The organism is Comamonas sp. GB3 AK4-5, from assembly GCF_041320665.1.
GTDB lineage: Bacteria > Pseudomonadota > Gammaproteobacteria > Burkholderiales > Burkholderiaceae_C > Comamonas.
The window spans coordinates 581,109-605,721 of the sequence record NZ_CP166730.1 but is presented as its reverse complement, the minus strand read 5'-3'; the positions used below and the strand labels follow the sequence as shown (position 1 = coordinate 605,721).

Sequence of the window (24,613 nt, the reverse complement as noted above, 5' to 3'; positions counted from 1 at the left end):
GATATTCGTCATTACTAGATAATTTCGCATTCGCAAAATATCTGTTTTGACGCAATCAAAATGTTGCTGGCGGCACGGTGCGAATATCTTTCGACTTCGCTTTCCACCAGCAACGCTGATTTCGACTCTATGAATTTTTAAAGAACAGCCTATTGATCGTGTCGATCAATACAAAAGCAGTCTTTGCAAGACTGCTTTTGTATTAAACGCTTTTCAGTGCGAAGCCAACGATTGTAGCACCTTCTCAGGCGCAGTTTTCGTTGGTGGAGGATGACGGGATCGAACCGACGACCCCCTGCTTGCAAAGCAGGTGCTCTCCCAGCTGAGCTAATCCCCCGGGATCCTCTGCACTGGCATTGGAATTTGATGGTGGGTCTAGTTGGGCTCGAACCAACGACCCCTGCGTTATCAACACAGTGCTCTAACCAGCTGAGCTACAGACCCATTCCTCAACGCCGCAAATCTCTTTGCAGCCTTGCGGCTTGTTCCAACAACCGATAAGTGTGGACGTTCAAACTTGATTGCTCTGTTTTCCAGAAAGGAGGTGATCCAGCCGCACCTTCCGATACGGCTACCTTGTTACGACTTCACCCCAGTCACGAACCCCGCCGTGGTAAGCGCCCTCCTTGCGGTTAGGCTACCTACTTCTGGCGAGACCCGCTCCCATGGTGTGACGGGCGGTGTGTACAAGACCCGGGAACGTATTCACCGTGACATTCTGATCCACGATTACTAGCGATTCCGACTTCACGCAGTCGAGTTGCAGACTGCGATCCGGACTACGACTGGCTTTATGGGATTAGCTCCCCCTCGCGGGTTGGCAACCCTTTGTACCAGCCATTGTATGACGTGTGTAGCCCCACCTATAAGGGCCATGAGGACTTGACGTCATCCCCACCTTCCTCCGGTTTGTCACCGGCAGTCCCATTAGAGTGCTCAACTAAATGTAGCAACTAATGGCAAGGGTTGCGCTCGTTGCGGGACTTAACCCAACATCTCACGACACGAGCTGACGACAGCCATGCAGCACCTGTGTTACGGCTCTCTTTCGAGCACTCCTCTATCTCTAAAGGATTCCGTACATGTCAAAGGTGGGTAAGGTTTTTCGCGTTGCATCGAATTAAACCACATCATCCACCGCTTGTGCGGGTCCCCGTCAATTCCTTTGAGTTTCAACCTTGCGGCCGTACTCCCCAGGCGGTCAACTTCACGCGTTAGCTTCGTTACTGAGTCAGTTAAGACCCAACAACCAGTTGACATCGTTTAGGGCGTGGACTACCAGGGTATCTAATCCTGTTTGCTCCCCACGCTTTCGTGCATGAGCGTCAGTGCAGGCCCAGGGGATTGCCTTCGCCATCGGTGTTCCTCCGCATATCTACGCATTTCACTGCTACACGCGGAATTCCATCCCCCTCTGCCGCACTCCAGCCTTGCAGTCACAATGGCAGTTCCCAGGTTGAGCCCGGGGATTTCACCACTGTCTTACAAAACCGCCTGCGCACGCTTTACGCCCAGTAATTCCGATTAACGCTTGCACCCTACGTATTACCGCGGCTGCTGGCACGTAGTTAGCCGGTGCTTATTCTTACGGTACCGTCATGACCTCTCTTTATTAGAAAAAGGCTTTTCGTTCCGTACAAAAGCAGTTTACAACCCGAGGGCCTTCATCCTGCACGCGGCATTGCTGGATCAGGCTTTCGCCCATTGTCCAAAATTCCCCACTGCTGCCTCCCGTAGGAGTCTGGGCCGTGTCTCAGTCCCAGTGTGGCTGGTCGTCCTCTCAGACCAGCTACAGATCGCAGGCTTGGTAAGCCTTTACCCCACCAACTACCTAATCTGCCATCGGCCGCTCCAGTTGCGCAAGGCCTTGCGGTCCCCTGCTTTCAACCTCAGTTCTCATGCGGTATTAGCCACTCTTTCGAGTAGTTATCCCCCACAACTGGGCACGTTCCGATGTATTACTCACCCGTTCGCCACTCGCCACCAGACCGAAGTCCGTGCTGCCGTTCGACTTGCATGTGTAAAGCATGCCGCCAGCGTTCAATCTGAGCCAGGATCAAACTCTACAGTTCGATCTTGAATTTAAAGTCTTTCGACTACTCACTCACTTGACGGAATCAAGAAAGATTTCTCTTTCCTCATTACTGTTTTTGTGAGCGTTTGTTTTAGTTCCAAAGAACTTGGCAATCGCCTTCAAACGCCCACGCTTATCGGCTGTACATTTTTAATGAATCCACTCAAAAACCACCAGGCCTTCAAGCTTGACTCGCTGCGATCAGCGAAGCCTTGTATTGTAGCACAACTTTCATTGCGCTTTTAAAACATTTTCACGTTTTCTTTTCACCCCTGATTCAGGAGGGAGAAGAAAACGCCCGGCAGCTTGCCGGGCGTTTTGGCGTAAGAGCCTGACGATGACCTACTTTCACACGGGAACCCGCACTATCATCGGCGCAAATTCGTTTCACTGTCCTGTTCGGGATGGGAAGGAGTGGTACCAAATCGCTATGGTCATCAGGCATAACTTGTAAAGCTGCAGATATTCCTATCTACAACTCAAATTCATAGAGTCTTTAATCAGCGATTATCTTGATTGCGTAAAACTTGGCATAACTAGTCTGAACTGCATGGCAGTCAAAGTTATAGGGTCAAGCCTCTCGGGCAATTAGTACTGGTTAGCTTAACGCATTACTGCGCTTCCACACCCAGCCTATCAACGTCGTGGTCTACAACGACCCTTCAGGGGGCTCAGGGCCCCGGCAGATCTCATCTTGAAACGAGTTTCCCGCTTAGATGCTTTCAGCGGTTATCTCTTCCACACGTAGCTACCCTGCGATGCCACTGGCGTGACAACAGGTACACCAGAGGTGTGTCCACTCCGGTCCTCTCGTACTAGGAGCAGGCTTCCTCAAATCTGCAACGCCCACGGAAGATAGGGACCAAACTGTCTCACGACGTTTTAAACCCAGCTCACGTACCTCTTTAAATGGCGAACAGCCATACCCTTGGGACCGACTACAGCCCCAGGATGAGATGAGCCGACATCGAGGTGCCAAACACCGCCGTCGATATGAACTCTTGGGCGGTATCAGCCTGTTATCCCCAGAGTACCTTTTATCCGTTGAGCGATGGCCCTTCCATACAGAACCACCGGATCACTATGTCCTGCTTTCGCATCTGCTCGACTTGTCAGTCTCGCAGTTAAGCACGCTTATGCCATTGCACTATCGTCACGATGTCCGACCGTAACTAGCGTACCTTCGAACTCCTCCGTTACGCTTTGGGAGGAGACCGCCCCAGTCAAACTGCCTACCATGCACTGTCCCCGATCCAGATAATGGACCTAGGTTAGAACCTCAAACGCACCAGGGTGGTATTTCAACGTTGGCTCCACCAGAACTAGCGTCCTGGCTTCAAAGCCTCCCACCTATCCTACACAGATCCGTTCAAAGTCCAATACAAAGCTACAGTAAAGGTTCATGGGGTCTTTCCGTCTTTCCGCGGGGAGATTGCATCATCACAAACATTTCAACTTCGCTGAGTCTCAGGAGGAGACAGTGTGGCCATCGTTACGCCATTCGTGCAGGTCGGAACTTACCCGACAAGGAATTTCGCTACCTTAGGACCGTTATAGTTACGGCCGCCGTTTACTGGGACTTCAATCAAGAGCTTGCACCCCATCATTTAATCTTCCAGCACCGGGCAGGCGTCACACCCTATACGTCCACTTTCGTGTTTGCAGAGTGCTGTGTTTTTATTAAACAGTCGCAGCCACCGATTTTTTGCAACCCCTTTTAGCTCCGTTTGTTCAACTTCACTTACTTGGGGCATACCTTCTCCCGAAGTTACGGTATCAATTTGCCGAGTTCCTTCTCCTGAGTTCTCTCAAGCGCCTTAGAATACTCATCTCGCGCACCAGTGTCGGTTTGCGGTACGGTCGTCAATAGCTGAAGCTTAGTGGCTTTTCCTGGAAGCAGGGTATCACTCACTTCGTGTGCAAGCACACTCGTTATCACCCCTCATCTAAGCCCGGCGGATTTGCCTACCAGGCACGACTACAGGCTTGAACCAACATATCCAACAGTTGGCTGAGCTAACCTTCTCCGTCCCCACATCGCACTATTGATCGGTACAGGAATATTGACCTGTTTCCCATCAGCTACGCATCTCTGCCTCGCCTTAGGGGCCGACTCACCCTACGCCGATGAACGTTGCGTAGGAAACCTTGCGCTTACGGCGAGGGGGCTTTTCACCCCCTTTAACGCTACTCATGTCAGCATTCGCACTTCTGATACCTCCAGCACCCGTCTCCAGGCACCTTCACAGGCTTACAGAACGCTCTCCTACCACGTGCAATAAATTGCACATCCGCAGCTTCGGTAACTGGCTTAGCCCCGTTACATCTTCCGCGCAGGACGACTCGATCAGTGAGCTATTACGCTTTCTTTAAATGATGGCTGCTTCTAAGCCAACATCCTGACTGTTTTAGCCTTCCCACTTCGTTTCCCACTTAGCCAATTTTAGGGACCTTAGCTGGCGGTCTGGGTTGTTTCCCTCTTGAGTCCGGACGTTAGCACCCGGTGCTCTGTCTCCCAAGCTGTACTCGTCGGTATTCGGAGTTTGCATAGGTTTGGTAAGTCGCCATGACCCCCTAGCCTAAACAGTGCTCTACCCCCGACGGTAATACTTGAGGCACTACCTAAATAGTTTTCGGAGAGAACCAGCTATTTCCAAGTTTGTTTAGCCTTTCACCCCTATCCACAGCTCATCCGCTGATTTTGCAACATCAGTCGGTTCGGACCTCCAGTACCTGTTACGGCACCTTCATCCTGGCCATGGATAGATCACTTGGTTTCGGGTCTACACCCAGCGACTGGACGCCCTATTCGGACTCGATTTCTCTACGCCTCCCCTATTCGGTTAAGCTTGCCACTGAATGTAAGTCGCTGACCCATTATACAAAAGGTACGCAGTCACCCCTTAGGGCTCCTACTTTTTGTAAGCATGCGGTTTCAGGATCTATTTCACTCCCCTCCCGGGGTTCTTTTCGCCTTTCCCTCACGGTACTGGTTCACTATCGGTCGATTACGAGTATTTAGCCTTGGAGGATGGTCCCCCCATATTCAGACAAGGTTTCTCGTGCCCCGCCCTACTTTTCTCTAGCTTAGTACCACCGTTCGGTTTTCACATACGGGGCTATCACCCACTATGGCCGGACTTTCCATTCCGTTTTGTTAACCAATCGACTATCACTAGAAGGCTGTTCCGAATTCGCTCGCCACTACTATCGGAATCTCGGTTGATGTCTTTTCCTCTGGGTACTTAGATGTTTCAGTTCTCCAGGTTCGCCTCGCATACCTATGTATTCAGTATGCGATACCCTTGCGGGTGGGTTTCCCCATTCAGAAATCTCCGGATCAAAGCTTATTTGCCAGCTCCCCGAAGCTTATCGCAGGCTATCACGTCTTTCGTCGCCTGTAATCGCCAAGGCATCCACCACATGCTCTTAGTCACTTGACCCTATAACTTTGACCTCTATCGCTAGAGATCGCCATTTCGGTGTTCAAAGACTTGTGAGGTCTCTCACCTCACGCGTTATGCCGTAATGTGAATAATTCCTCGATATTGCTATCTTGGAGATATTCGTCATTACTAGATAATTTCGCATTCGCAAAATATCTGTTTTGACGCAATCAAAATGTTGCTGGCGGCACGGTGCGAATATCTTTCGACTTCGCTTTCCACCAGCAACGCTGATTTCGACTCTATGAATTTTTAAAGAACAGCCTATTGATCGTGTCGATCAATACAAAAGCAGTCTTTGCAAGACTGCTTTTGTATTAAACGCTTTTCAGTGCGAAGCCAACGATTGTAGCACCTTCTCAGGCGCAGTTTTCGTTGGTGGAGGATGACGGGATCGAACCGACGACCCCCTGCTTGCAAAGCAGGTGCTCTCCCAGCTGAGCTAATCCCCCGGGATCCTCTGCACTGGCATTGGAATTTGATGGTGGGTCTAGTTGGGCTCGAACCAACGACCCCTGCGTTATCAACACAGTGCTCTAACCAGCTGAGCTACAGACCCATTCCTCAACGCCGCAAATCTCTTTGCAGCCTTGCGGCTTGTTCCAACAACCGATAAGTGTGGACGTTCAAACTTGATTGCTCTGTTTTCCAGAAAGGAGGTGATCCAGCCGCACCTTCCGATACGGCTACCTTGTTACGACTTCACCCCAGTCACGAACCCCGCCGTGGTAAGCGCCCTCCTTGCGGTTAGGCTACCTACTTCTGGCGAGACCCGCTCCCATGGTGTGACGGGCGGTGTGTACAAGACCCGGGAACGTATTCACCGTGACATTCTGATCCACGATTACTAGCGATTCCGACTTCACGCAGTCGAGTTGCAGACTGCGATCCGGACTACGACTGGCTTTATGGGATTAGCTCCCCCTCGCGGGTTGGCAACCCTTTGTACCAGCCATTGTATGACGTGTGTAGCCCCACCTATAAGGGCCATGAGGACTTGACGTCATCCCCACCTTCCTCCGGTTTGTCACCGGCAGTCCCATTAGAGTGCTCAACTAAATGTAGCAACTAATGGCAAGGGTTGCGCTCGTTGCGGGACTTAACCCAACATCTCACGACACGAGCTGACGACAGCCATGCAGCACCTGTGTTACGGCTCTCTTTCGAGCACTCCTCTATCTCTAAAGGATTCCGTACATGTCAAAGGTGGGTAAGGTTTTTCGCGTTGCATCGAATTAAACCACATCATCCACCGCTTGTGCGGGTCCCCGTCAATTCCTTTGAGTTTCAACCTTGCGGCCGTACTCCCCAGGCGGTCAACTTCACGCGTTAGCTTCGTTACTGAGTCAGTTAAGACCCAACAACCAGTTGACATCGTTTAGGGCGTGGACTACCAGGGTATCTAATCCTGTTTGCTCCCCACGCTTTCGTGCATGAGCGTCAGTGCAGGCCCAGGGGATTGCCTTCGCCATCGGTGTTCCTCCGCATATCTACGCATTTCACTGCTACACGCGGAATTCCATCCCCCTCTGCCGCACTCCAGCCTTGCAGTCACAATGGCAGTTCCCAGGTTGAGCCCGGGGATTTCACCACTGTCTTACAAAACCGCCTGCGCACGCTTTACGCCCAGTAATTCCGATTAACGCTTGCACCCTACGTATTACCGCGGCTGCTGGCACGTAGTTAGCCGGTGCTTATTCTTACGGTACCGTCATGACCTCTCTTTATTAGAAAAAGGCTTTTCGTTCCGTACAAAAGCAGTTTACAACCCGAGGGCCTTCATCCTGCACGCGGCATTGCTGGATCAGGCTTTCGCCCATTGTCCAAAATTCCCCACTGCTGCCTCCCGTAGGAGTCTGGGCCGTGTCTCAGTCCCAGTGTGGCTGGTCGTCCTCTCAGACCAGCTACAGATCGCAGGCTTGGTAAGCCTTTACCCCACCAACTACCTAATCTGCCATCGGCCGCTCCAGTTGCGCAAGGCCTTGCGGTCCCCTGCTTTCAACCTCAGTTCTCATGCGGTATTAGCCACTCTTTCGAGTAGTTATCCCCCACAACTGGGCACGTTCCGATGTATTACTCACCCGTTCGCCACTCGCCACCAGACCGAAGTCCGTGCTGCCGTTCGACTTGCATGTGTAAAGCATGCCGCCAGCGTTCAATCTGAGCCAGGATCAAACTCTACAGTTCGATCTTGAATTTAAAGTCTTTCGACTACTCACTCACTTGACGGAATCAAGAAAGATTTCTCTTTCCTCATTACTGTTTTTGTGAGCGTTTGTTTTAGTTCCAAAGAACTTGGCAATCGCCTTCAAACGCCCACGCTTATCGGCTGTACATTTTTAATGAATCCACTCAAAAACCACCAGGCCTCCAAGCTTGACTCGCTGCGATCAGCGAAGCCTTGTATTGTAGCACAACTTTCATCGTGCAGATCAAAGAATTTTTGATCTTTTCGCCTCCGAGAAAAACATCTCTTGGTAGCGAAGCCTTGCATTGTACATCGAAATTCAGAGATGTTCGAGAACTTTTCAAGACTCTCTTGGCTTGCTGCATAGAGCGGCTCGTTCAAGAGGAGACGGATCATAGCACAGCAAATCAGGGTTATCCCTCAACTTCAGAACAAGCACCGGCAGAAGCCGGTGCTTGTCCAAGGCAGCGCCGTGCGCTGCCTTGGATAATGCAGGCAACATGGCACTCATCACCTTATTGGACGCACAGCTCGCATTCGGGCATGTGGCACTGCTGGATCACGCCAGCTTTTCTCTGGAGACCAACGAACGCGTAGGTCTTATCGGTCGCAACGGCGCAGGCAAGTCGTCGCTGCTGAAAATTTTAGGGGGCCTGGTGCATGCAGACGATGGCCAACTACAGCTGCAAACGGGTGTGCGCATTGCGTATGTCGCGCAAGAGCCTGATTTGAACCCGGAGCACACGGTGTTTGAGTCGGCCTCGCAGGGCCTGGCCGAAGTGGCCGCGCTGCGAGATCAATACCTGTCAGGCGCAGAGGATGTGGACCTCGATGCGCTGCAATCCCGCATTGAAGCGCAGAACGCGTGGAATTGGGAGCAGCGCGTAGAGGAAACGCTGCAGCGCCTGCATTTGGATGCCCAAGCTTTGGTGGGCAATCTGTCTGGAGGCGTGCGCAAGCGCGTGGCCCTCGCGCAGGCACTGGTGACCGAGCCCGATGTGCTGCTGCTTGACGAACCTACCAACCACTTGGACCTGGACTCTATTGAATGGCTGGAAGGCCTGCTCAAGGAGTTCAAGGGCTCCATTGTGCTGATTACCCACGACCGCTCTTTCCTGGACAACGTAGCCACCCGCATCGTGGAGCTGGACCGAGGCCATTTGACGTCCTACCCCGGCAACTTCGCCGCCTATGTCACCAACAAGGCTGAACAACTGGCGCAAGAGGCCGTGATCAACGCCAAGGCCGACAAGCTGCTGGCTCAAGAAGAAGTCTGGATCCGCAAGGGCGTGGAAGCCCGCCGCACCCGCGCCACGGCCCGCATCGTTCGCCTGCAGGAACTGCGTGCCGAGCATGCGGCCCGCCGCACGGCCCAAGGCAATGTGAAGATGGATGTCAGCAGCGGCGACAAGAGCGGCAAGCTGGTGGCCGAACTCACCCATGTCAGCAAGGCCTTTGGTGAGCGCCTGATCGTGGATGACTTCAGCGCCACCATTTTGCGAGGAGACAAGATTGGCCTGCTGGGGCCAAACGGCGCCGGCAAGACCACGCTGCTCAAGCTCATTCTTGGCCAGCTGCAGCCCGATCCGGCACCAGCGAATGCGCCAGCACCCGAGCCAGGTGACAGCCCCTGGGGCACGGTGCGCCAGGGCACCAACATCACCGTCGCCTACTTCGACCAGATGCGCAATGCGCTCGATCTGGATGCCACGCTGGAGGACTTCATCAGCCCCGGCAGCGAATGGATCGAGATTGGCAACCAGCGCAAGCATGTGAAGAGCTATCTGGGTGACTTCCTGTTCTCGCCGGCGCGGGCCCATTCGCCCGTGCGCAGCCTCTCGGGCGGCGAGCGCAATCGACTGCTGCTGGCACGCTTGTTTGCCCGCCCAACCAATGTGCTGGTATTGGACGAGCCCACCAATGACCTGGACATTGACACCCTGGAGCTGCTGGAAGACCTGCTGCAGAACTATGACGGCACGGTGTTCTTGGTCAGCCACGACCGCACCTTTCTGAACAATGTGGTCACCAGCACCATTGCCCATGAAGGCGATGGCAAGTGGCGCGAATACGAAGGCGGCGTGCAGGACTGGCTGGTCCAGTCCAAGCGCAGCAAGGCCGCAGCGGCACAAGCCGCCAAAGCAGCCACGCCCAAACAGGCAAGCAAGGATGCGGCGCCTGCACCCGCCGAAGCACCTGCTGCCCCAGTGCCTTCTGTCGCCAAGCGCAAGCTCAACTACAAGGAGCAGCGCGAGCTGGACCAACTGCCTGCACAGATTGCGGCGCTGGAAGCCGAACAGGCCGGCATTCGCGAGCAGCTGGCCGACCCTGGCATCTACGCCCGCGACAATGCCCAGGCCGTACAGCTGCACCAACGCGAAGGCGAAATCGAAGCCGCCCTGATGACAGCCCTGGAGCGCTGGGAGCAACTGTCTTCCAACTGAGCGCCTAGCGCAGGAGCGCTGAAGCGTTTTAAAAACAGGAGCACCCATAGCTAATGTCTGCTGCATCTTCGGCGCTTACAGCACTGAGATGCAAGTAGCACAAGCTATAGGCGCTCCTTTTTTATTTATCCCGGGCCTGCGCCCTGGCGAGAGCAGGCAAAAAAAGGAGCCTGCATGCGCTGGCATGCGGCTCCTTGGTCACCACACAGCGAAAGACTCAGATGCGGTGACGCACATGGTCAGGCGCGGTGCGCAGCTTGCCCAGCAAGGCCGAGGCAATCTGCGTCAGCGGCAGCACCTCATCGGCCGCTCCATGGGCAATCGCTTCGCGCGGCATGCCGAAGACGATGCAGCTGGCCTCGTCCTGCACATAGTTGTAGCTGCCCGCGTCCTTCATCTCGCGCATGGCGACGGCACCGTCCGCCCCCATGCCCGTCAGCATCACGCCGTAGGCATTGCGCGCCACACAGGCAGCAACGGACTTGAACAGCACTTCTACCGAAGGCTTGTGGCGATTGACCGGAGGGTCGTCATTGACCACCGCCACATAATTGGCACCGCTGCGCGCAATGGCGAACTGTTTGCCACCCGGTGCGATATAGGCATGACCCGGCAAAATGCGCTCGCCATTCACCGCCTCCTTGACCGTGATCTGGCACAGCCCGTTCAGACGCGCAGCAAAGCTGGTGGTAAAGCCCGGCGGCATATGCTGGGTGATGACGATGGCCGGTGCATCGGCCGGCATCTGCACCAGCACTTCCTTGATGGCCTCGGTCCCGCCCGTAGAGGCGCCGATGGCGATGATTTTTTCTGTGGACAAGCGCCCCAGCAGCGTGGCCGACGACACCGGTGCAGCACCCTTGTTTGCAGGGGTCAGCGCGGGATTGGCAGCAGGCACGGCACGGTGCACCTGGGCCACAGCCGCCACCCGGATCTTGTCCACGATCTGGTGGGCCAGATCCTGCAAGCCGTTGGCCACGCCCACGCGGGGCTTGGCCACAAAGTCCACCGCCCCCAGCTCCAGCGCACGCATGGTCACTTCCGCGCCGCGCTCAGTCAGCGTGGAGATCATCAGCACCGGCATGGGGCGCAGCCGCATCAGTCGTCCGAGGAAGTCGATGCCATCCATGCGGGGCATTTCCACGTCCAGCGTGATCACGTCAGGGTTGAGCTCACGGATCATTTCCCGCGCAATCAGCGGATCATTGGCCGTGCCAATGCATTCCATGTCCGGCTGACGGTTGATGATTTCGGCCAGCAGGCTGCGTACCAGCGCCGAGTCATCCACCACAATCACCTTGATTTTCCGATTCATTCCCTCAAACCTCTCTCAAAACAGGTCTACGCTGCCGCCGGCATTGCTCTTTGCCACCGTGGCCGCATTGCCTCGACGCTCCTGCGCCACCAACTCTTCGGGGTGAGCGTGGGCCAGGCGTTTCACCAGCGCCTTTCCCGTAGTCGGGAAATACACCACCTTGCGCGGATAGATGTCGAGCACATCCTCGGAGACGATGGGAATGCGCTCGGTATTCAGATATTGGGTAACGAAGTCGGTGTTGCGCTCGCCCACATTCATGGTGGTGAAGTTGGCCATCACCGCGCCGCCGCCAAAAATTTTGGCCTGCATGCTCTCACGGCGTGCACCCAGCTTCATCATCTCATTGATCAGCAGCTCCATGGCGTAGGAGCCATAGCGACCAGAGACGTCACCCGCATCGCCATCAGGCAGCATGAAATGATTCATGCCTCCCACATTCAAGGAGCTGTCCCACAGGCAGGCGGCAATGCACGAGCCCAGCACCGTGACGATGGCCATGTTCTCGCTGGTCACAAAGTACTCACCGGGCAACACCTTGACGGCATTGAACTGGAAGTGCGGATCGAAGTAGAAAAAAGAAGCCTCACCCGGCTTGGGCGTGCGGCGCTTGAGTGCCTCCAGCGAAGACGGAGGCGCAGGCGGCTGGCTGGCAGCAGGCTTGTGAAAAACGGGAGCGCTGACCGGGGCCATCTTCGGGACAGGGCCTCGGCGCTCGCCCCGAGCCATCGAGCCCCCCCAGCTACTTTCCAGGGGATTGGACGACATAGGCACGCCTTTTCGCAGAGGGTTCATGGTGGACCTTTGTTCCAATAACTGGCGTTGCCTGTTCAGCGGCGCTCATACACGGTCTTGCCGCGCAAGGTGAAGAGATCACGCGACTCGCTGAAGTTCTCGGCATGTCCCACAAACAGCATACCCCCGGGTTTGAGCACGCGATGGATCTTCTCCAGCACACGCCGCTGCGTGGGCGCATCAAAATAAATCATCACGTTGCGGCAGAACACCACATCAAAGGGCTCCTGGAAGGGCCAGTCATCCCGAATCAGGTTGACCTGAAGAAAGTCGATCATGCGCCGCATCTCAGGCTTGACGCGCACCATGCCTTCGTTGTTGCCCTTGCCCTTCATGAAGAAGCGCCGCAGGCGCTCCTGGCTCAGGTTCTTGACGTTTTCCAGGCGGTAGACCCCGGCCGAGGCAGTTGCCAGCACCTTGGAGTCGATATCGCTGGCCATCAGCTTGAATTGCCCATTCGCCCCCAAAGACTCCATGGCCGTCATCACGATGGAATACGGCTCTTCGCCCGTGGATGCAGCGTTGCACCACACTTTCCAGGCATTGGAAGGCCGGCTGCGCAAATGCTGGGCAAAGATTTCGAAGTGATGCTGCTCGCGGAAAAACGAGGTCAGATTGGTGGTCAGCGCGTTGACGAATTCCTGCCATTCCGGAGCATCGCTGGGTTGCTTCTCCAGCCAGGACAGATAGCCGTCGAAGCTGTCATTGCGGGTATCGCGCAGACGCCGGGAAAGGCGGCTGTAGACCATGGCGTGCTTGCCGTCATGCAAGCTGATGCCGGCATGTTTATAGATCAGCGCCTGGACGCGGGTGAAGTCCGCATTGGTCCATGCGAACTCACGCTGCACCGCTGCGCCTCCCATGGAACCCGGCATGGGCGATGACGGAGCGGCATCCGAGGACAGCAAAGAAGCAGAAGTACGCATGGCTCACAGGGATAAAACAAAGCCAACGCCCAATGTCGGGCGTCCAAAATCAACAGCCCACCGAAGGCGGGCCGCTGGCAAAGGAATCAGGCCCGCGCCCGGCCCCTTACTCGGCCGGCGCCACCAAGCCCATGTCGACATTGGACATGAGCTTTTCGATGTCCAGCAGGATGAGCATGCGCTCGCCCACCGAGCCCAGACCCAGAATGCAGCCGTTGTCGATGGCGCTTTCGATATCGGGGGCCGCGCGCACCGCTTCCGGCGCCAGCTCCATCACATCGCTGACCGAGTCGACCACGATGCCCACCACGCGGTTGCGCAGGTTCAGAATGATCACCACCGTAAAAGTGTTGTATTCCACTTCCGAGCAGTTGAACTTCAGGCGCATGTCCACGATGGGCACGATGGTGCCGCGCAGATTGACCACGCCCTTGATGAATTCCGGCGCATTGGCGATGCGCGTGGGCTGCTCGTAGCCACGGATTTCCTGCACCTTCAGGATGTCGATGCCGTACTCTTCCTGGCCCAAACGGAAAGTCAGGTACTCGCGCGTCCCAGTGGCTGCAGCGCCAGCGTTTTTGCCTATGTTCATTGCATTTTCTCCTGGCCGATCCGCCTTGTGCGGCGGTCATGCCTTGGTGTGTTAGAGGTCAGGCCCCGTCAATAGCGCGCCCGATTGACCAGGCTGATCGTGTCCAGAATCAAGGCCACCGTGCCATCACCGAGGATGGTGGCCCCGGACACATTGGGCACCTTGCGGTAGTTGGACTCCAGGTTCTTCACCACCACTTGATGTTGCCCCAGGAGTTCGTCCACCAGCAACGCCACCCGGCTACCGTCGGATTCGACGACCACCATGATGTCGCTGCTCTTTTCATTCTCTGCCCGCGGCACATGGAAGATCTTTTCCATGGCGATCACGGGCATGTATTCATCGCGCACCTTGACCAGCTGCGAGCCCTGCGCCACGGTGTTGACATCGTCCGGGTTGACCTGGAAGGACTCCACCACCGAAGACAGCGGCAGGATGTAGACCTCCTTGCCCACACCCACGGACATGCCGTCCATGATGGCCAGGGTCAGCGGCAGGCGAATGGCCACGCGCATGCCCACGCCTTCGGCGGAGTCGATTTCCACCGAGCCGTTCAGGGCAGTGATATTTTTCTTCACCACGTCCATGCCCACGCCACGGCCGGACACATCGGTCACCACATCAGCCGTAGAGAAGCCTGGCGCGAAGATCAGTTGCCAGACATCGCTGTCCTGGATGGTGTCCGGCACATCCATGCCGCGCTCACGGGCCTTGCGCAGAATCTTTTCGCGGTTCATGCCCTTGCCGTCGTCACGCACCTCGATGACGATGGAGCCGCCTTGGTGTGAGGCCGCCAGCGTCAGGGTACCGGCTTCGGACTTGCCCGATGCCAAGCGCTGCTCTGGCATTTCAATGCCGTGGTCCAGCGAGTTGCGCACCAGGTGGGTCAACGGATCGGTGATCTTTTCCACCAGACCTTTGTCCAGCTCGGTGGCTTCGCCCTGCAGCACAAGGTCGAACTTTTTGCCCATTTTGTTCGCCAGATCCCGCAGCATGCGCGGAAAGCGGCTGAACACCGTGGACATGGGAATCATGCGGATCGACATCACGCATTCCTGCAGGTCGCGCGTGTTGCGATCCAGATCGGCCAGTCCCGCCAGCAGTTGCTGGTTGGCGGCCGGATCCAGGGCCCGGCTGTTCTGCGCCAGCATGGCCTGGGTGATCACCAGTTCGCCGGCCAGATTGATCAGCTGATCGACCTTGCCCAGGGCCACGCGGATGCTGGTGGACTCCATCGCGGCAGCCATGGCGGGCTTGGCCGCAGCAGCAGGCTTGGCCGGGGCGGTACGGGCCTGTGGGTCGCCCGGGGAGCCAGGGAAGATGCCGAAATTGCCACCGGCTATTTCGCTGCCCGCAGCCACCGCGGCCTGCGCAGGCAATTCCGCGCTGGCTTCGGCGACAGCGGGCTCCGCCACGGGAGCCGCTGCGGCCTGGGCCGTCAGGCTGCGAATCTGCACCTGCTCCTTGGCCACATGGAAGGCAAACAAATCCAGCAGGTCGTCATCGGTCGACTGTGTCTGCACACTGAACAGGCGGCAACCGGTATCGGCGCAAGGCAGGTCTTCAATCGTTCCCAGGCCCGGGATATCGCGAAACAACTCCTTGATGGCATCGGCCAGATCGAGGTTGTCCATGGGGCCGATGCGAATTTCCAGCGCACGCGTGCCTGCAGGCACGGCCACGGCCGGTGCGGCTACAGGAGCAGGAGCTGCAACCGGCGCTGCAACAGGCGCAGGCGCGGCAGCGGCGACTGGCGCCGGCCCATTGCCTGCAGCCAGCTCGGTAATGCGGCGCACCAGGTCCGTGGTGGACATGGTCTCGCCCTCGCCGCCAGCCTGGTGACGTGCCAGCAGACTGCGCGACGCATCCGCAGACTCGAGCAACACGTCCACCATTTCCGGGATGGGCGTGATTTCATGGCGGCGCAGCCGATCCAGCAGCGACTCCATCTTGTGGGTCAGCTCGGCTACATCGGTAAAACCGAAAGTTGCGGAGCCACCCTTGATGGAGTGGGCGCAGCGAAAGATGCCGTTGAGCTCTTCGTCATTCGCGGCCGAAAGATCCAGATTGAGCAGCATCTGCTCCATCTGATCGAGGTTCTCCCCCGCTTCTTCGAAGAAGATTTGATAGAACTGGGTGAGGTCAAAATCTGCGCCCCCGCCAGCCTCTGTGTGTGTATCCACCATGAAGGCTCCTGTATTCGCCTGCGCCGCTCTTTAGCGGATGACTTTTTGAATGACCTCGATCAGCCGGCTCGGATCGAACGGCTTGACCAGCCAGCCCGTGGCGCCTGCAGCGCGGCCGGCCTGTTTCATCTGGTCGCTGGACTCTGTGGTCAGGATCAGAATGGGCGTGTTCTTGAAGCGCGGATGCTCACGCAGCTTCTTGGTCAGGCCGATGCCATCCAGGCGCGGCATGTTCTGGTCAGCCAGCACCAGATCAATCTGCTGTGCTTCCGCCTTTTCCAGTGCGTCCACACCATCCACGGCCTCCACGACTTTGTAGCCCGCGCCGGACAGGGTAAAGGACACCATCTTGCGCATGGATGGCGAGTCATCTACAGCGAGGATCGATTGCATGTATAGGCTCCAACTGACTTTGGAATAGGTAAACAGGACAGCGTCTTAGAACAAATCCACCGACCCAGCGTCCATTTCGCTTTGGGTAACGGGGTTGGGGCGCTCCGGCATCATGGATTGTGCCGGCTCTACGGGGATTTCCCCTTCTTCCTGGCCCATGGTCTCCGATGCCAGTCGAAAGGCACAGCCTTGCAGCACCTGGGTGGTATGCCAGATCAGCTGCGTAGCCATATCGTGAAACTGCAGCTCCGTCACCGCGCTGCGCAAGGCATGGCGGGCGGCTTCCATCTCGTCGCGCTCCATCGTGCCAGAGCCCGACAACAGACCATTGGCTTCGGAAAAGCGCTCCAACAAGTTGGACGTGGCATGATTGAGCAGCCCCTCCAACCGGTGAAGGTCGCGCATGACAACCAACAGGGAATCCTGCAATTCCGCTGCAACCATGACAGGCACCTGAACAGCAGGTTCTCCAGTCGGCATAAGCGTTGAATGCATCGTTTCTCCATTTAGGGGCAGGTGCAAAGCTTGGCACAGCGGCTTTTTGAGGGCCCAAGCTGCGCAGGATGGGTTACAGGCCTGACTGCTGAAGCAGCCGGTCTTCTCTGTCTGCTTGCCCCAGCCAGCCTGCGCGTTTGTTCCAAGATGTATCCTATGATAGCGCTCCTTATGGGTACTAATCCAACAGATAGACCCCTCCTGATCCTCCACCTTGAGGATTCGCAAGCCGACCAGCGACTGGCGGCGTTGACATTGCGGCGCGCACAGCTGAACTGCAGCGTTGTGAGCGTAGACCAACTTCCCGATTTTTTAAAGCAATTACAGACCCAAGCGTTCGATTTGGTGCTCGCGGACTACTATCTCCCCGGGTTTACCGCCATCCAGGCTTGGGAAGCTGCCCAGCAGTTGCCGCACTGCCCCCCATTTGTCTTGCTTTCCGGAGCGATCGGTGAGGCCGCGGCGGTCGATGCCATCCGTCTAGGCATCTCCGACTACCTGCTCAAGGACGACATTGCACGGCTGCCCCATGTGCTCACCCGCGCGCTGGAGGTGCATGAGGCCAGGCGCGCCCGTGAACAAGCGGTGGCCGAGCTGGCGGCCTCCGAACGCAGACTGGCCGAACTCACCGAGCACCTGCAAACATCGATCGAACAAGAGCGCACCGCCATTGCCCGTGAAATCCACGACGACATCGGCGGCTCGCTCACCGCAGTGAAGTTCGACCTGGCCTGGATCACCCGCAATGCAACGCCTCTGCCAGCCGTGGGCGAACATGCCCAGTCCGCGCTGGAAATGCTGCAGCACGCCCTGGGCGCCAGCCAGCGCATCATGATGAACCTGCGCCCGCCGGTGCTGGACCAGGGGCTGGCGGCCGCCATCCAGTGGCTGGCCGAAGGCTTCGAGCGGCGCACCGGCACACCGGTGACGCTGCTGCTGCACCCGCTGCGCGCCCCCCTGTCTCAGGCCGTGCAGCTGGTGGCTTACCGCACCACCCAGGAAGCGCTGACCAATGTCGCCAAATACGCGGCCGCCACGGCGGTGCATATCGACATGTCCGATGCCGAAGGCGTGCTCACCGTGGAGGTGCGAGACAACGGCTGCGGCATCGGCCCCGAGCAGCGCGACAAACCCAAGGCCTTTGGCCTGCGCGGCCTGGCCGAGCGTGCCCGCACCGTGGGGGGCTGGCTGGATGTCAGCAGCCAGCTTGGCCAGGGCAGCAGCATCATCGTCTCCATCCCCCTGACGCCGGGGACGGATTTTGACCCAGCAGAGGAGTTATCTTGATCGATGTAGTGCTATGCGATGACCATGCCGTGCTGCGCCGCGGCATCCGGGATACCTTGCAGGAGGCCACCGACATCCGTGTCACGGCCGAAGCCGGTTGCTATGCCGAGCTGCGCCAGGCCCTGCGCGACACCTCCTGCGATGTACTGCTGCTGGACATCAACATGCCCGGGCGCAACGGCCTGGAGGTGCTGACCAGCGTGCGCGAGACCGACCCGCAGATCAAGGTCATCATGGTCTCCATGTACCCCGAGGACCAATATGCGCTGCGCTGTCTGAAAGCCGGTGCCCAAGGCTATGCCAACAAGGCCGGCGACCCGGTACAGCTGATCGAGGCCGTGCGCCTGGTGATGCAAGGCCGCAAATACCTGACGCCCGAAGTGGCGCAAATGCTGGCCGACAGCCTGTCCCAACCCCAGCCCGAAGTGCTGCACTCCACCCTGTCCGAACGCGAGATGCAGACGCTGCAAAAAATCGCCAGCGGCCGGCGGCTGACCGATATTGCCGAAGAGCTGATGCTCAGCCCCAAGACCGTGAGCGTCTACCGCGCCCGCGTGCTGGAAAAGCTACAGCTGGCCAACAATGCCGAGCTGACGGTCTACGCCATTCGCAACAATCTGGTGTGAGCGCCAGGGGAAGGCACTCTCTTTAAAAGAGCATCCTTAGCCCATCGCGGCTCGATTTCAGAGATAAATCACTCTAAAACCGAGCACATAAGCACTAGGGCCTGTTGAGATTTAGCGCGAATTGATCACGGCGGACGCCAATGTGATGACAGCAGCGAAGCTGCTGTCCGTCTTGTCACTGCGCAATGCAATACGCTTGAACTCCTTGAGCTTGCAAAAGAAGTCCTCTATCAAGTGCCTCCACTTGTAGACCTCCATATCGATCGCCATTGGGGCTCGTCGATTGGACTTCTGCGCGATCACGACTTGGCAGCCCTGTGCCAGCAAGCGTTGCTTGAGCCAGTCCGCATCGAAAGCTTTATCTGCCAGCAGCGCCTGCAAATCAACGCCCTCAAGCAGCTCCTGCACACCCTGGAGGTCATGGCGCTGTCCAGGAAGTAAAACGAATCGAACCAAGCACCCAAGAGCGTCGGTCAGTGCCAATATCTTGGTAGTCAATCCTCCTCGGCTGCGACCTATGACCTGGCGCGCAGACCCCCTTTAGCACCTTGTCCATGCCGGTGCACACGCACAATCGTTGCATCTACCATGGCGTATTCCATATCCGGCTGCATGCTGACTGCATCAAACAGCTTTTGAAAAACGTCGGCTTTGACCCAGTCGCCAAACCGCTTGAACACGGTGTGGTGTTCCACTTGCCGAACTCCACTGGAAGGTCTCGCCAAGGACTGCCTGTGCGCACGATCCAAAGCACAGCCTCGACAAAGAGCCTGTTGTCCACGCCACTGCGGCCTCGGTCGCCAACCTTACCTAAACACAATGGGCTCATTCGAGCCCATTGTTCATCTGTCAAAACATATCGAATCACGGTGCGATTGTGACGCCTTCTGAAGCCTGTCAATCAAATCTCAACAGGCCCTAGCAATGCTCTGCTTTTTCACCTGTGCACAGCCTAAAAAACTGGCGTACCCCAAGGCCAGGGCACCGCGCAAGGGCCGTCTTGTATCCCTGTCAGGCGCTGGTGCCGTCCCGCGCCCAGCGCGCGAGAGAGGGAAGACGCGCAGCGGCTCAGGGGGAGTTCTATGTCATTCATGCACACTGGCGCCATGGAGCATGTGCCTTCTCTGACCCAACCCTGCGAGGACCGCGACTTTGCGGAGTGGCACCAGGGCTGCCCCTGGTGTGCCGTGTGGGTGGTGCTGGTGCATGACGCCGCCGTGGCCGCCTCCGTGCAGGCCGCGCGCCATGCGCTGGGCGCGGCCCTGTTGCCGCGCTATGCCCGCCAGCCGCATCTGACGCTGGCCTACCGGGGACTGTGCGCGGCGGACGGCCACCCGCAGGCCGAGTTCGGCGCGGCCAGGCTTCAGGCCGATCTGGCCGCGTTGCAGGCATTGCAGCAGCTGCCTTTTTCCGTGCAGCTGCAGGGGCTGGGCAGCTTCACCACCGTGCCCTATCTGTGTGTGACGCAAGGAGCGGCCGAGCTGGCGGGCCTGCACCAGGCTTTGCAGCGCCAGCCCCCCGTGGCGGGCTGGCGCTATGTGCCCCATCTGACCTTGGGCCATTACGCCCAGGCCCTGCCCATGCTGGCGCTGGTGGAGCGGCTGCATGCCCTGGGCATTGGCCAGCCCGCGCTGCCGCTGCAGGTGGAACAGCTGGCGCTGGTGCGCTATGCCACGCAGGACATCGCCGGGCCGCTGACGGCGGAAGGTGTGTGGGATCTGCAGCAGCAGCGCTACTTTCCGGCCCCCGAGGCGCTGCTGGCACTGCAGGCTGCATGAAAAAACCGGGCGCTTGGCCCGGTCTGATAGCGCTTGGCTTGCTGCGGGTCTTAGACCGTCACAGTCAGCTGCTTGTCGATATTGCCGCGCGTGGCGTTGGAATAGGGACAGACAAGGTCGGCCTCCTGCACCAGTTTTTCGGCGGCGGCGCGGTCCATGCCGGGCAGGCGCACGGTGAGGCGCACGGCAATGCCATAGGCGTTGGGAATGGGGCCCAGGTCCACTTCGGCATCAATCGCCAGGTCTTGCGGCAGGGCCAGTTTTTGCTTGCCGGCTACGGCCTTCATGGCGCCGATGAAGCAGGCGGAATAGCCGGCGGCAAACAGCTGCTCGGGGTTGCTGCCCTGGCCACTGGTGCCGGGCGAGGACAGCTGCACATCCAGACGCCCGTCATCGCTGCGCGAGGCGCCGTCGCGCCCGCCTGTGGTGTGGGTGCGGGCGGTGTAGAGAACTTTTTCCAGAGAGGCCATGGTGTGCTCCTTCAAGGGTGAAAAACGCTTCAGACCGAAGCGGGTGGCAGCGCTGCGGCCAGGCGGGCGCGCAGCTGCTGAATCTGTTGGGTGAGCGATTGCAGCTCGTCCACAGTGCACTGGCTGCTCTGCAGCAGACAGCCTGGAATACCCGCAGCCTGGGCACGCAACGCCCTGCCGGCTGCAGTGAGCGTGACACGCACGCGGCGCTCGTCCTGTGCATCGCGCTGGCGCTGCAGCCAGCCAGCCGCCTCCATGCGCTTGAGCAGCGGGGTCAAAGTGCCCGAGTCCAGAAACAGGCGCTCGCCCAGTTCGGAGACCATGTGGTCATCGCGCTCCCAGAGCACCAGCAGCACCAGGTACTGCGGATAGGTCAGGCCCAGCGGCGCAAGCAAAGGTTTGTAGAGCTTGGTCATGGCCAGCGAGGTCGAATACAGCGCAAAACACAGCTGGTGATCCAGCTGCAGCGCGGCATCGCTGGAGGGCGTTTTTGTCCTTGGCATGGTTGAATTATTTTCTACAATTAAATTGTGTGCAATTAAATTGCGATAAAAACCTGCTCGCAGCAGGGTGAACACATCAAAAAGCCCTGAAATAGAACCCCACTTCTTGGGGGGAGCCTCTAGGGCGCAATAGCCCTGGCAGCAATGTGCCGGGGCTGCCCCCTCACCCCAGCCCTCTCCCCAAAGGGGCGAGGGAGAAAATCCAGAGCGCAACGCATCAACTTGGCGCGGCCCAAATCAGGGCTGCCGCGCAAGGGCCGCCCCGCCGCGCTGGCAGCGTCCCCCAGCCCGCAGCGCTTGCGATGCGAGAGCGGGGGGAAGACGCAAAGCGTCTCAGGGGGTCAGTAGCTATATACGCCCTGGCCGGTCTTGCGACCCAGGCGGCCGGCGGCCACCATTTCGCGCAGCAAATAGCAGGGGCGGTATTTGCTGTCGCCGAACTCTTCCAGGTACACCTCCATCACGGCCAGGCACACGTCCAGGCCAATCATGTCGGCCAGGGCCAGCGGGCCGATGGGGTGGTTGCAACCCAGCTTCATGCCTTCGTCGATGTCCTCGGCCGTGGCCGTGCCTTCGGACAGCACCTGGAAGGCTTCATTGATCATGGGCACCAGAACGCGGTTGACCACAAAGCCGGGGGCGTTCTTCACGGTGATGGGGCTCTTGCCCAGCTTTTCCGACAAGGCCTTGACGGCGTCGTGTGTGGCATCGCTGGTCTGCAGACCACGGATGATTTCCACCAGCTTCATCATGGGCACGGGGTTGAAGAAGTGCATGCCGATGAACTTGTCGGCGCGCTTGGTCACAGCACCCAGCTTGGTGATGGAGATGGACGAGGTGTTGGTGGCCACCAGCACGTCGGCGCCCAGCAGCTCGTCGAGCTGCTTGAGGATCTTGACCTTGAGATCGTAGTTTTCGGTGGCTGCCTCGATCACCAGCTGTGCACTCTTCAGGTCGTCATAGCTGGTCGAGGTCTTGATGCGGGCCAGCGCAGCGTCCTTGTCGGCGGCGGTGATCTTTTCCTTTTTGATCAAGCGGTCTAGGCTGCCGGCCACGGTGGCCAGGCCCTTTTGCACGGCGGCTTCGGAAATATCCACCATCACCACATTGATGCCAGACACCGCGCAAGCCTGTGCGATGCCATTGCCCATGGTGCCCGCACCCACGATGCCTACAGTTTGGATTGCCATACGAAAAGTCTCCAGAGAAAGAAAAATAGCTGGGTTACATCGTATCGAAAAACGTACGCAACCCAGGTAATGTGGAGCGCACTGCCGCGCTTTGCGTGGCCCAGATGGGACAGCTCAATGCATGACTACATCGTGATCGGGGGAGGGGCTGCGGGCTCCGTATTGGCCGCAAGGCTGAGTGAGGACTTGGACACCCAGGTCTGCCTGCTGGAGGCCGGGCCGCCTGACAACAGTCCGCTGCTGCACTGTCCGGCTGGTTTGGCCCTGCTGCCCAAGACGCAGCAGTTCAATTGGCGCTTTCAAACCACGCCACAGCCGGGTCTGAACGGGCGCCGTGGCTACCAGCCGCGGGGCAAGGTGCTGGGGGGCTCCAGCGCCATCAACGCCATGATCTACATCCGTGGCCGGCCTTCGGACTTTGACTTCTGGGAGGCCGAAGGCAATCCCGGCTGGGGCTGGAGCGATGTGCTGCCGTATTTTCTGCAGGCGGAAAGCAACAGCCGGGGCGCGGACCTGTGGCATGGCGACCAGGGCCCGCTGGCGGTCAACGATCTGCAGCAGCCCGACCCACTGAGCCTGCATTTTGTCCAGGCCGCCATCGAGGCCGGCCATGCACGCAATGCCGATTTCAACGGTCACAGTCTCGAAGGCGTGGGCCTGTACCAGGTGTTCCAGCGCGACGGTGCCCGCCGCAGTGCCTACCAGGCCTATGTGGCACCGCACCGGGGGCGGCCCAATCTGGAGGTGCGTACCGGCAGCCAGGTGTTGCGCATCATGTTGGACCAGGACCGCCGCGCCTGTGGTGTGGAGCTGTTGAGTGCGGGCCGGCGCGAGACGTTGCACTGCCGTCGCGAGGTGCTGCTGTGTGCCGGCGCGCTACAGTCTCCGCAGCTGCTGATGCTGTCTGGCATTGGCCCTGGGGCGCATTTGCAGGATATGGGCCTGCCGGTGCTCCATGACCTGCCAGGGGTGGGCGGCAATCTGCACGACCATCCCGATGTGACCGTGGTCCACAGCCTGCCGGGGTCGGCCTTGGGTGTGGGCGTGTCGCTGGCCGGGCTGGGGCGCATCGCCAAAGGGGTGTGGGAATGGCAGCAGCGGCGCAGCGGCATGCTGACCAGCAATCTGGCGGAGGCGGGCGGCTTTATCCGCAGCAGCCCCGGCGAGCCCGAGGCCGATTTGCAGCTGCACTTTCTGCCGGGCAAACAGGCCGACCATGGGCGGGGCAATGTCTGGGGCCATGGCTTTACCGGCCATGTCTGTGTGCTGCAACCGCAAAGCCGGGGCCTGCTGCGCCTGGCCAGCCCGGACCCCTTGGCAGCCCCCCTGATCGACCCGCAATTCCTCTCCCACCCGGACGATGCGGCCCGCCTGGTGCGGGGTGTGCAGCGGGTGCGGGAGATTCTGTCCCAGCCTGCGCTGGCCCAATGGGGAGGGCGGGAGCAGCCCGATCTGGCGCAGTTGCACACCGAGGACGCGCTGGAGCATTGGGTGCGCGAGCGGGCCGACACCATCTACCACCCCGTGGGCAGCTGCCGCATGGGCGTCGGCGCGCAGGATGTGGTGGACAGCCAGCTGCGTGTGCATGGGGTGCAGGGGCTGCGGGTGGTGGACGCCTCGGTCATGCCGCGCATCACCAGCGGCAATACCCAGGCACCGACAGTGATGATTGCCGAGCGCGCCGCTGCCTTGCTGCGCGGCGCGGACTGAAATTTTCACCAATGTGAGCGCTGGCTGTTGCTTGGGCGCTTGTGGTGAATATGTTGCATGCTGCGTTGCAGCAATTCGGACAAAGATGAGGCGCCACGCCGGCTTGCCGGCAGATTTGACTTGCATCAAGCCTGGTGTGGATGTGCTTGGTTTTCTCAGGGTTTTTGCCGAGAATGTACTGAGTGCATCCATTTG

General features: G+C 58.4%; 15 protein-coding genes, 4 tRNA genes, 4 rRNA genes and 1 pseudogene. 5 read left to right on the top strand and 19 right to left on the bottom strand.

The features are described 5' to 3' along the window. Positions 1-261 precede the first annotated feature (261 nt). The 8 genes from ACA027_RS02695 to ACA027_RS02660 all read right to left on the bottom strand — a co-directional run bounded on the left by ACA027_RS02695 (position 262) and on the right by ACA027_RS02660 (position 7,707). Positions 262-337 (bottom strand) — tRNA-Ala (locus ACA027_RS02695). A 30-nt stretch (positions 338-367) separates the two neighbouring features. Continuing rightward, positions 368-444: transfer RNA gene (locus ACA027_RS02690), tRNA-Ile, on the bottom strand. Positions 445-537: 93 nt separating this feature from the next. Then, positions 538-2,072 (bottom strand): 16S ribosomal RNA (locus ACA027_RS02685). 331 nt (positions 2,073-2,403) lie between these two features. After that, positions 2,404-2,516 (bottom strand): 5S ribosomal RNA (gene rrf, locus ACA027_RS02680). 125 nt (positions 2,517-2,641) lie between these two features. Then, positions 2,642-5,517: ribosomal RNA gene (locus ACA027_RS02675) — 23S ribosomal RNA — on the bottom strand. Between the two features lie 379 nt (positions 5,518-5,896). Further along, positions 5,897-5,972, bottom strand: a tRNA-Ala gene (locus tag ACA027_RS02670). A gap of 30 nt (positions 5,973-6,002) precedes the next feature. Further along, a tRNA-Ile gene (locus ACA027_RS02665) sits at positions 6,003-6,079 on the bottom strand. A gap of 93 nt (positions 6,080-6,172) precedes the next feature. After that, positions 6,173-7,707: ribosomal RNA gene (locus ACA027_RS02660) — 16S ribosomal RNA — on the bottom strand. Together the 16S, 23S and 5S rRNA genes with 4 tRNA genes alongside form the textbook arrangement of a ribosomal RNA operon. Positions 7,708-8,208: 501 nt before the next feature. On the opposite strand from ACA027_RS02660, the gene ACA027_RS02655 reads away from it, so the two are divergent. Beyond that, positions 8,209-10,152, top strand: a complete 1,944-nt coding sequence (locus ACA027_RS02655; protein ID WP_370680864.1) for an ATP-binding cassette domain-containing protein — start codon at positions 8,209-8,211, stop codon at positions 10,150-10,152. A 217-nt stretch (positions 10,153-10,369) separates the two neighbouring features. Here ACA027_RS02655 and ACA027_RS02650 read toward each other — a convergent pair whose 3' ends face one another. The 7 genes from ACA027_RS02650 to ACA027_RS02620 form a co-directional block, all read right to left on the bottom strand. Further along, entirely contained in the window at positions 10,370-11,467 is a 1,098-nt protein-coding gene (locus tag ACA027_RS02650) for a chemotaxis response regulator protein-glutamate methylesterase (RefSeq protein WP_370680863.1), read from the bottom strand. Positions 11,468-11,482: 15 nt separating this feature from the next. Next, a complete protein-coding gene (cheD, locus tag ACA027_RS02645) occupies positions 11,483-12,160 on the bottom strand; it encodes a chemoreceptor glutamine deamidase CheD (RefSeq protein ID WP_370682499.1) in 678 nt (225 codons plus the stop codon). A gap of 137 nt (positions 12,161-12,297) precedes the next feature. Beyond that, positions 12,298-13,137, bottom strand: a complete 840-nt coding sequence (locus ACA027_RS02640; RefSeq protein WP_370682498.1) for a CheR family methyltransferase — start codon at positions 13,135-13,137, stop codon at positions 12,298-12,300. 157 nt (positions 13,138-13,294) lie between these two features. Then, positions 13,295-13,780, bottom strand: coding sequence for a chemotaxis protein CheW (locus ACA027_RS02635; protein ID WP_370680862.1), 486 nt, complete (start codon positions 13,778-13,780; stop codon positions 13,295-13,297). A 68-nt stretch (positions 13,781-13,848) separates the two neighbouring features. After that, the gene (locus ACA027_RS02630) at positions 13,849-15,966 is read right to left on the bottom strand and encodes a chemotaxis protein CheW (RefSeq protein WP_370680861.1); all 2,118 of its coding nucleotides are present in this window, start codon (positions 15,964-15,966) and stop codon (positions 13,849-13,851) included. Positions 15,967-15,996: 30 nt separating this feature from the next. Further along, entirely contained in the window at positions 15,997-16,359 is a 363-nt protein-coding gene (locus tag ACA027_RS02625; protein WP_370680860.1) for a response regulator, read from the bottom strand. Positions 16,360-16,404: 45 nt separating this feature from the next. Further along, entirely contained in the window at positions 16,405-16,854 is a 450-nt protein-coding gene (locus ACA027_RS02620; RefSeq protein ID WP_370680858.1) for a hypothetical protein, read from the bottom strand. 171 nt (positions 16,855-17,025) lie between these two features. On the opposite strand from ACA027_RS02620, the gene ACA027_RS02615 reads away from it, so the two are divergent. Together ACA027_RS02615 and ACA027_RS02610 are read left to right on the top strand one after the other, a co-directional pair. Then, complete coding sequence (locus ACA027_RS02615; protein WP_370680857.1) at positions 17,026-18,141, top strand: ATP-binding protein; 1,116 nt, start codon at positions 17,026-17,028, stop codon at positions 18,139-18,141. Next, entirely contained in the window at positions 18,138-18,767 is a 630-nt protein-coding gene (locus ACA027_RS02610; RefSeq protein WP_370680856.1) for a response regulator, read from the top strand. Before ACA027_RS02615 ends, ACA027_RS02610 begins: the two co-directional genes overlap by 4 nt. A 111-nt stretch (positions 18,768-18,878) precedes the next feature. Here the strand turns inward: ACA027_RS02610 and ACA027_RS02605 are convergent. Continuing rightward, a pseudogene (locus ACA027_RS02605) lies at positions 18,879-19,596 on the bottom strand (IS5 family transposase). 253 nt (positions 19,597-19,849) lie between these two features. Between ACA027_RS02605 and ACA027_RS02600 the strand changes: the two are divergent. After that, on the top strand, positions 19,850-20,545 hold the full coding sequence (locus tag ACA027_RS02600; RefSeq protein ID WP_370680855.1) for a 2'-5' RNA ligase family protein: 696 nt from the start codon (positions 19,850-19,852) through the stop codon (positions 20,543-20,545). A gap of 50 nt (positions 20,546-20,595) precedes the next feature. Here ACA027_RS02600 and ACA027_RS02595 read toward each other — a convergent pair whose 3' ends face one another. The 3 genes from ACA027_RS02595 to ACA027_RS02585 all read right to left on the bottom strand — a co-directional run bounded on the left by ACA027_RS02595 (position 20,596) and on the right by ACA027_RS02585 (position 22,708). Continuing rightward, the gene (locus tag ACA027_RS02595; protein ID WP_370680854.1) at positions 20,596-21,015 is read right to left on the bottom strand and encodes an organic hydroperoxide resistance protein; all 420 of its coding nucleotides are present in this window, start codon (positions 21,013-21,015) and stop codon (positions 20,596-20,598) included. A gap of 29 nt (positions 21,016-21,044) precedes the next feature. Beyond that, positions 21,045-21,518: a MarR family winged helix-turn-helix transcriptional regulator gene (locus ACA027_RS02590; RefSeq protein ID WP_370680853.1), complete on the bottom strand. Its 474-nt coding sequence runs from the start codon at positions 21,516-21,518 to the stop codon at positions 21,045-21,047. Between the two features lie 341 nt (positions 21,519-21,859). Beyond that, positions 21,860-22,708, bottom strand: a complete 849-nt coding sequence (locus ACA027_RS02585) for a 3-hydroxybutyryl-CoA dehydrogenase (RefSeq protein WP_370680852.1) — start codon at positions 22,706-22,708, stop codon at positions 21,860-21,862. Positions 22,709-22,825: 117 nt separating this feature from the next. Here ACA027_RS02585 and ACA027_RS02580 point away from each other — a divergent pair, with 117 nt between their 5' ends. Beyond that, positions 22,826-24,418, top strand: coding sequence for a GMC family oxidoreductase (locus ACA027_RS02580; protein ID WP_370680851.1), 1,593 nt, complete (start codon positions 22,826-22,828; stop codon positions 24,416-24,418). The last annotated feature ends 195 nt before the right edge of the window (positions 24,419-24,613 follow it).

What these genes read in the sequence shown, in the direction of transcription:
- ACA027_RS02655 (WP_370680864.1), top strand. Translation starts at nt 8,209, where the DNA reads ATGGCACTCATCACCTTATTGGACGCACAGCTCGCATTCGGGCATGTG.
- ACA027_RS02650 (WP_370680863.1), bottom strand. Translation starts at nt 11,467, where the DNA reads ATGAATCGGAAAATCAAGGTGATTGTGGTGGATGACTCGGCGCTGGTA.
- cheD (WP_370682499.1), bottom strand. Translation starts at nt 12,160, where the DNA reads ATGGCCCCGGTCAGCGCTCCCGTTTTTCACAAGCCTGCTGCCAGCCAG.
- ACA027_RS02640 (WP_370682498.1), bottom strand. Translation starts at nt 13,137, where the DNA reads ATGCCGGGTTCCATGGGAGGCGCAGCGGTGCAGCGTGAGTTCGCATGG.
- ACA027_RS02635 (WP_370680862.1), bottom strand. Translation starts at nt 13,780, where the DNA reads ATGAACATAGGCAAAAACGCTGGCGCTGCAGCCACTGGGACGCGCGAG.
- ACA027_RS02630 (WP_370680861.1), bottom strand. Translation starts at nt 15,966, where the DNA reads ATGGTGGATACACACACAGAGGCTGGCGGGGGCGCAGATTTTGACCTC.
- ACA027_RS02625 (WP_370680860.1), bottom strand. Translation starts at nt 16,359, where the DNA reads ATGCAATCGATCCTCGCTGTAGATGACTCGCCATCCATGCGCAAGATG.
- ACA027_RS02620 (WP_370680858.1), bottom strand. Translation starts at nt 16,854, where the DNA reads ATGCATTCAACGCTTATGCCGACTGGAGAACCTGCTGTTCAGGTGCCT.
- ACA027_RS02615 (WP_370680857.1), top strand. Translation starts at nt 17,026, where the DNA reads ATGGGTACTAATCCAACAGATAGACCCCTCCTGATCCTCCACCTTGAG.
- ACA027_RS02600 (WP_370680855.1), top strand. Translation starts at nt 19,850, where the DNA reads ATGTCATTCATGCACACTGGCGCCATGGAGCATGTGCCTTCTCTGACC.
- ACA027_RS02595 (WP_370680854.1), bottom strand. Translation starts at nt 21,015, where the DNA reads ATGGCCTCTCTGGAAAAAGTTCTCTACACCGCCCGCACCCACACCACA.
- ACA027_RS02590 (WP_370680853.1), bottom strand. Translation starts at nt 21,518, where the DNA reads ATGCCAAGGACAAAAACGCCCTCCAGCGATGCCGCGCTGCAGCTGGAT.
- ACA027_RS02585 (WP_370680852.1), bottom strand. Translation starts at nt 22,708, where the DNA reads ATGGCAATCCAAACTGTAGGCATCGTGGGTGCGGGCACCATGGGCAAT.
- ACA027_RS02580 (WP_370680851.1), top strand. Translation starts at nt 22,826, where the DNA reads ATGCATGACTACATCGTGATCGGGGGAGGGGCTGCGGGCTCCGTATTG.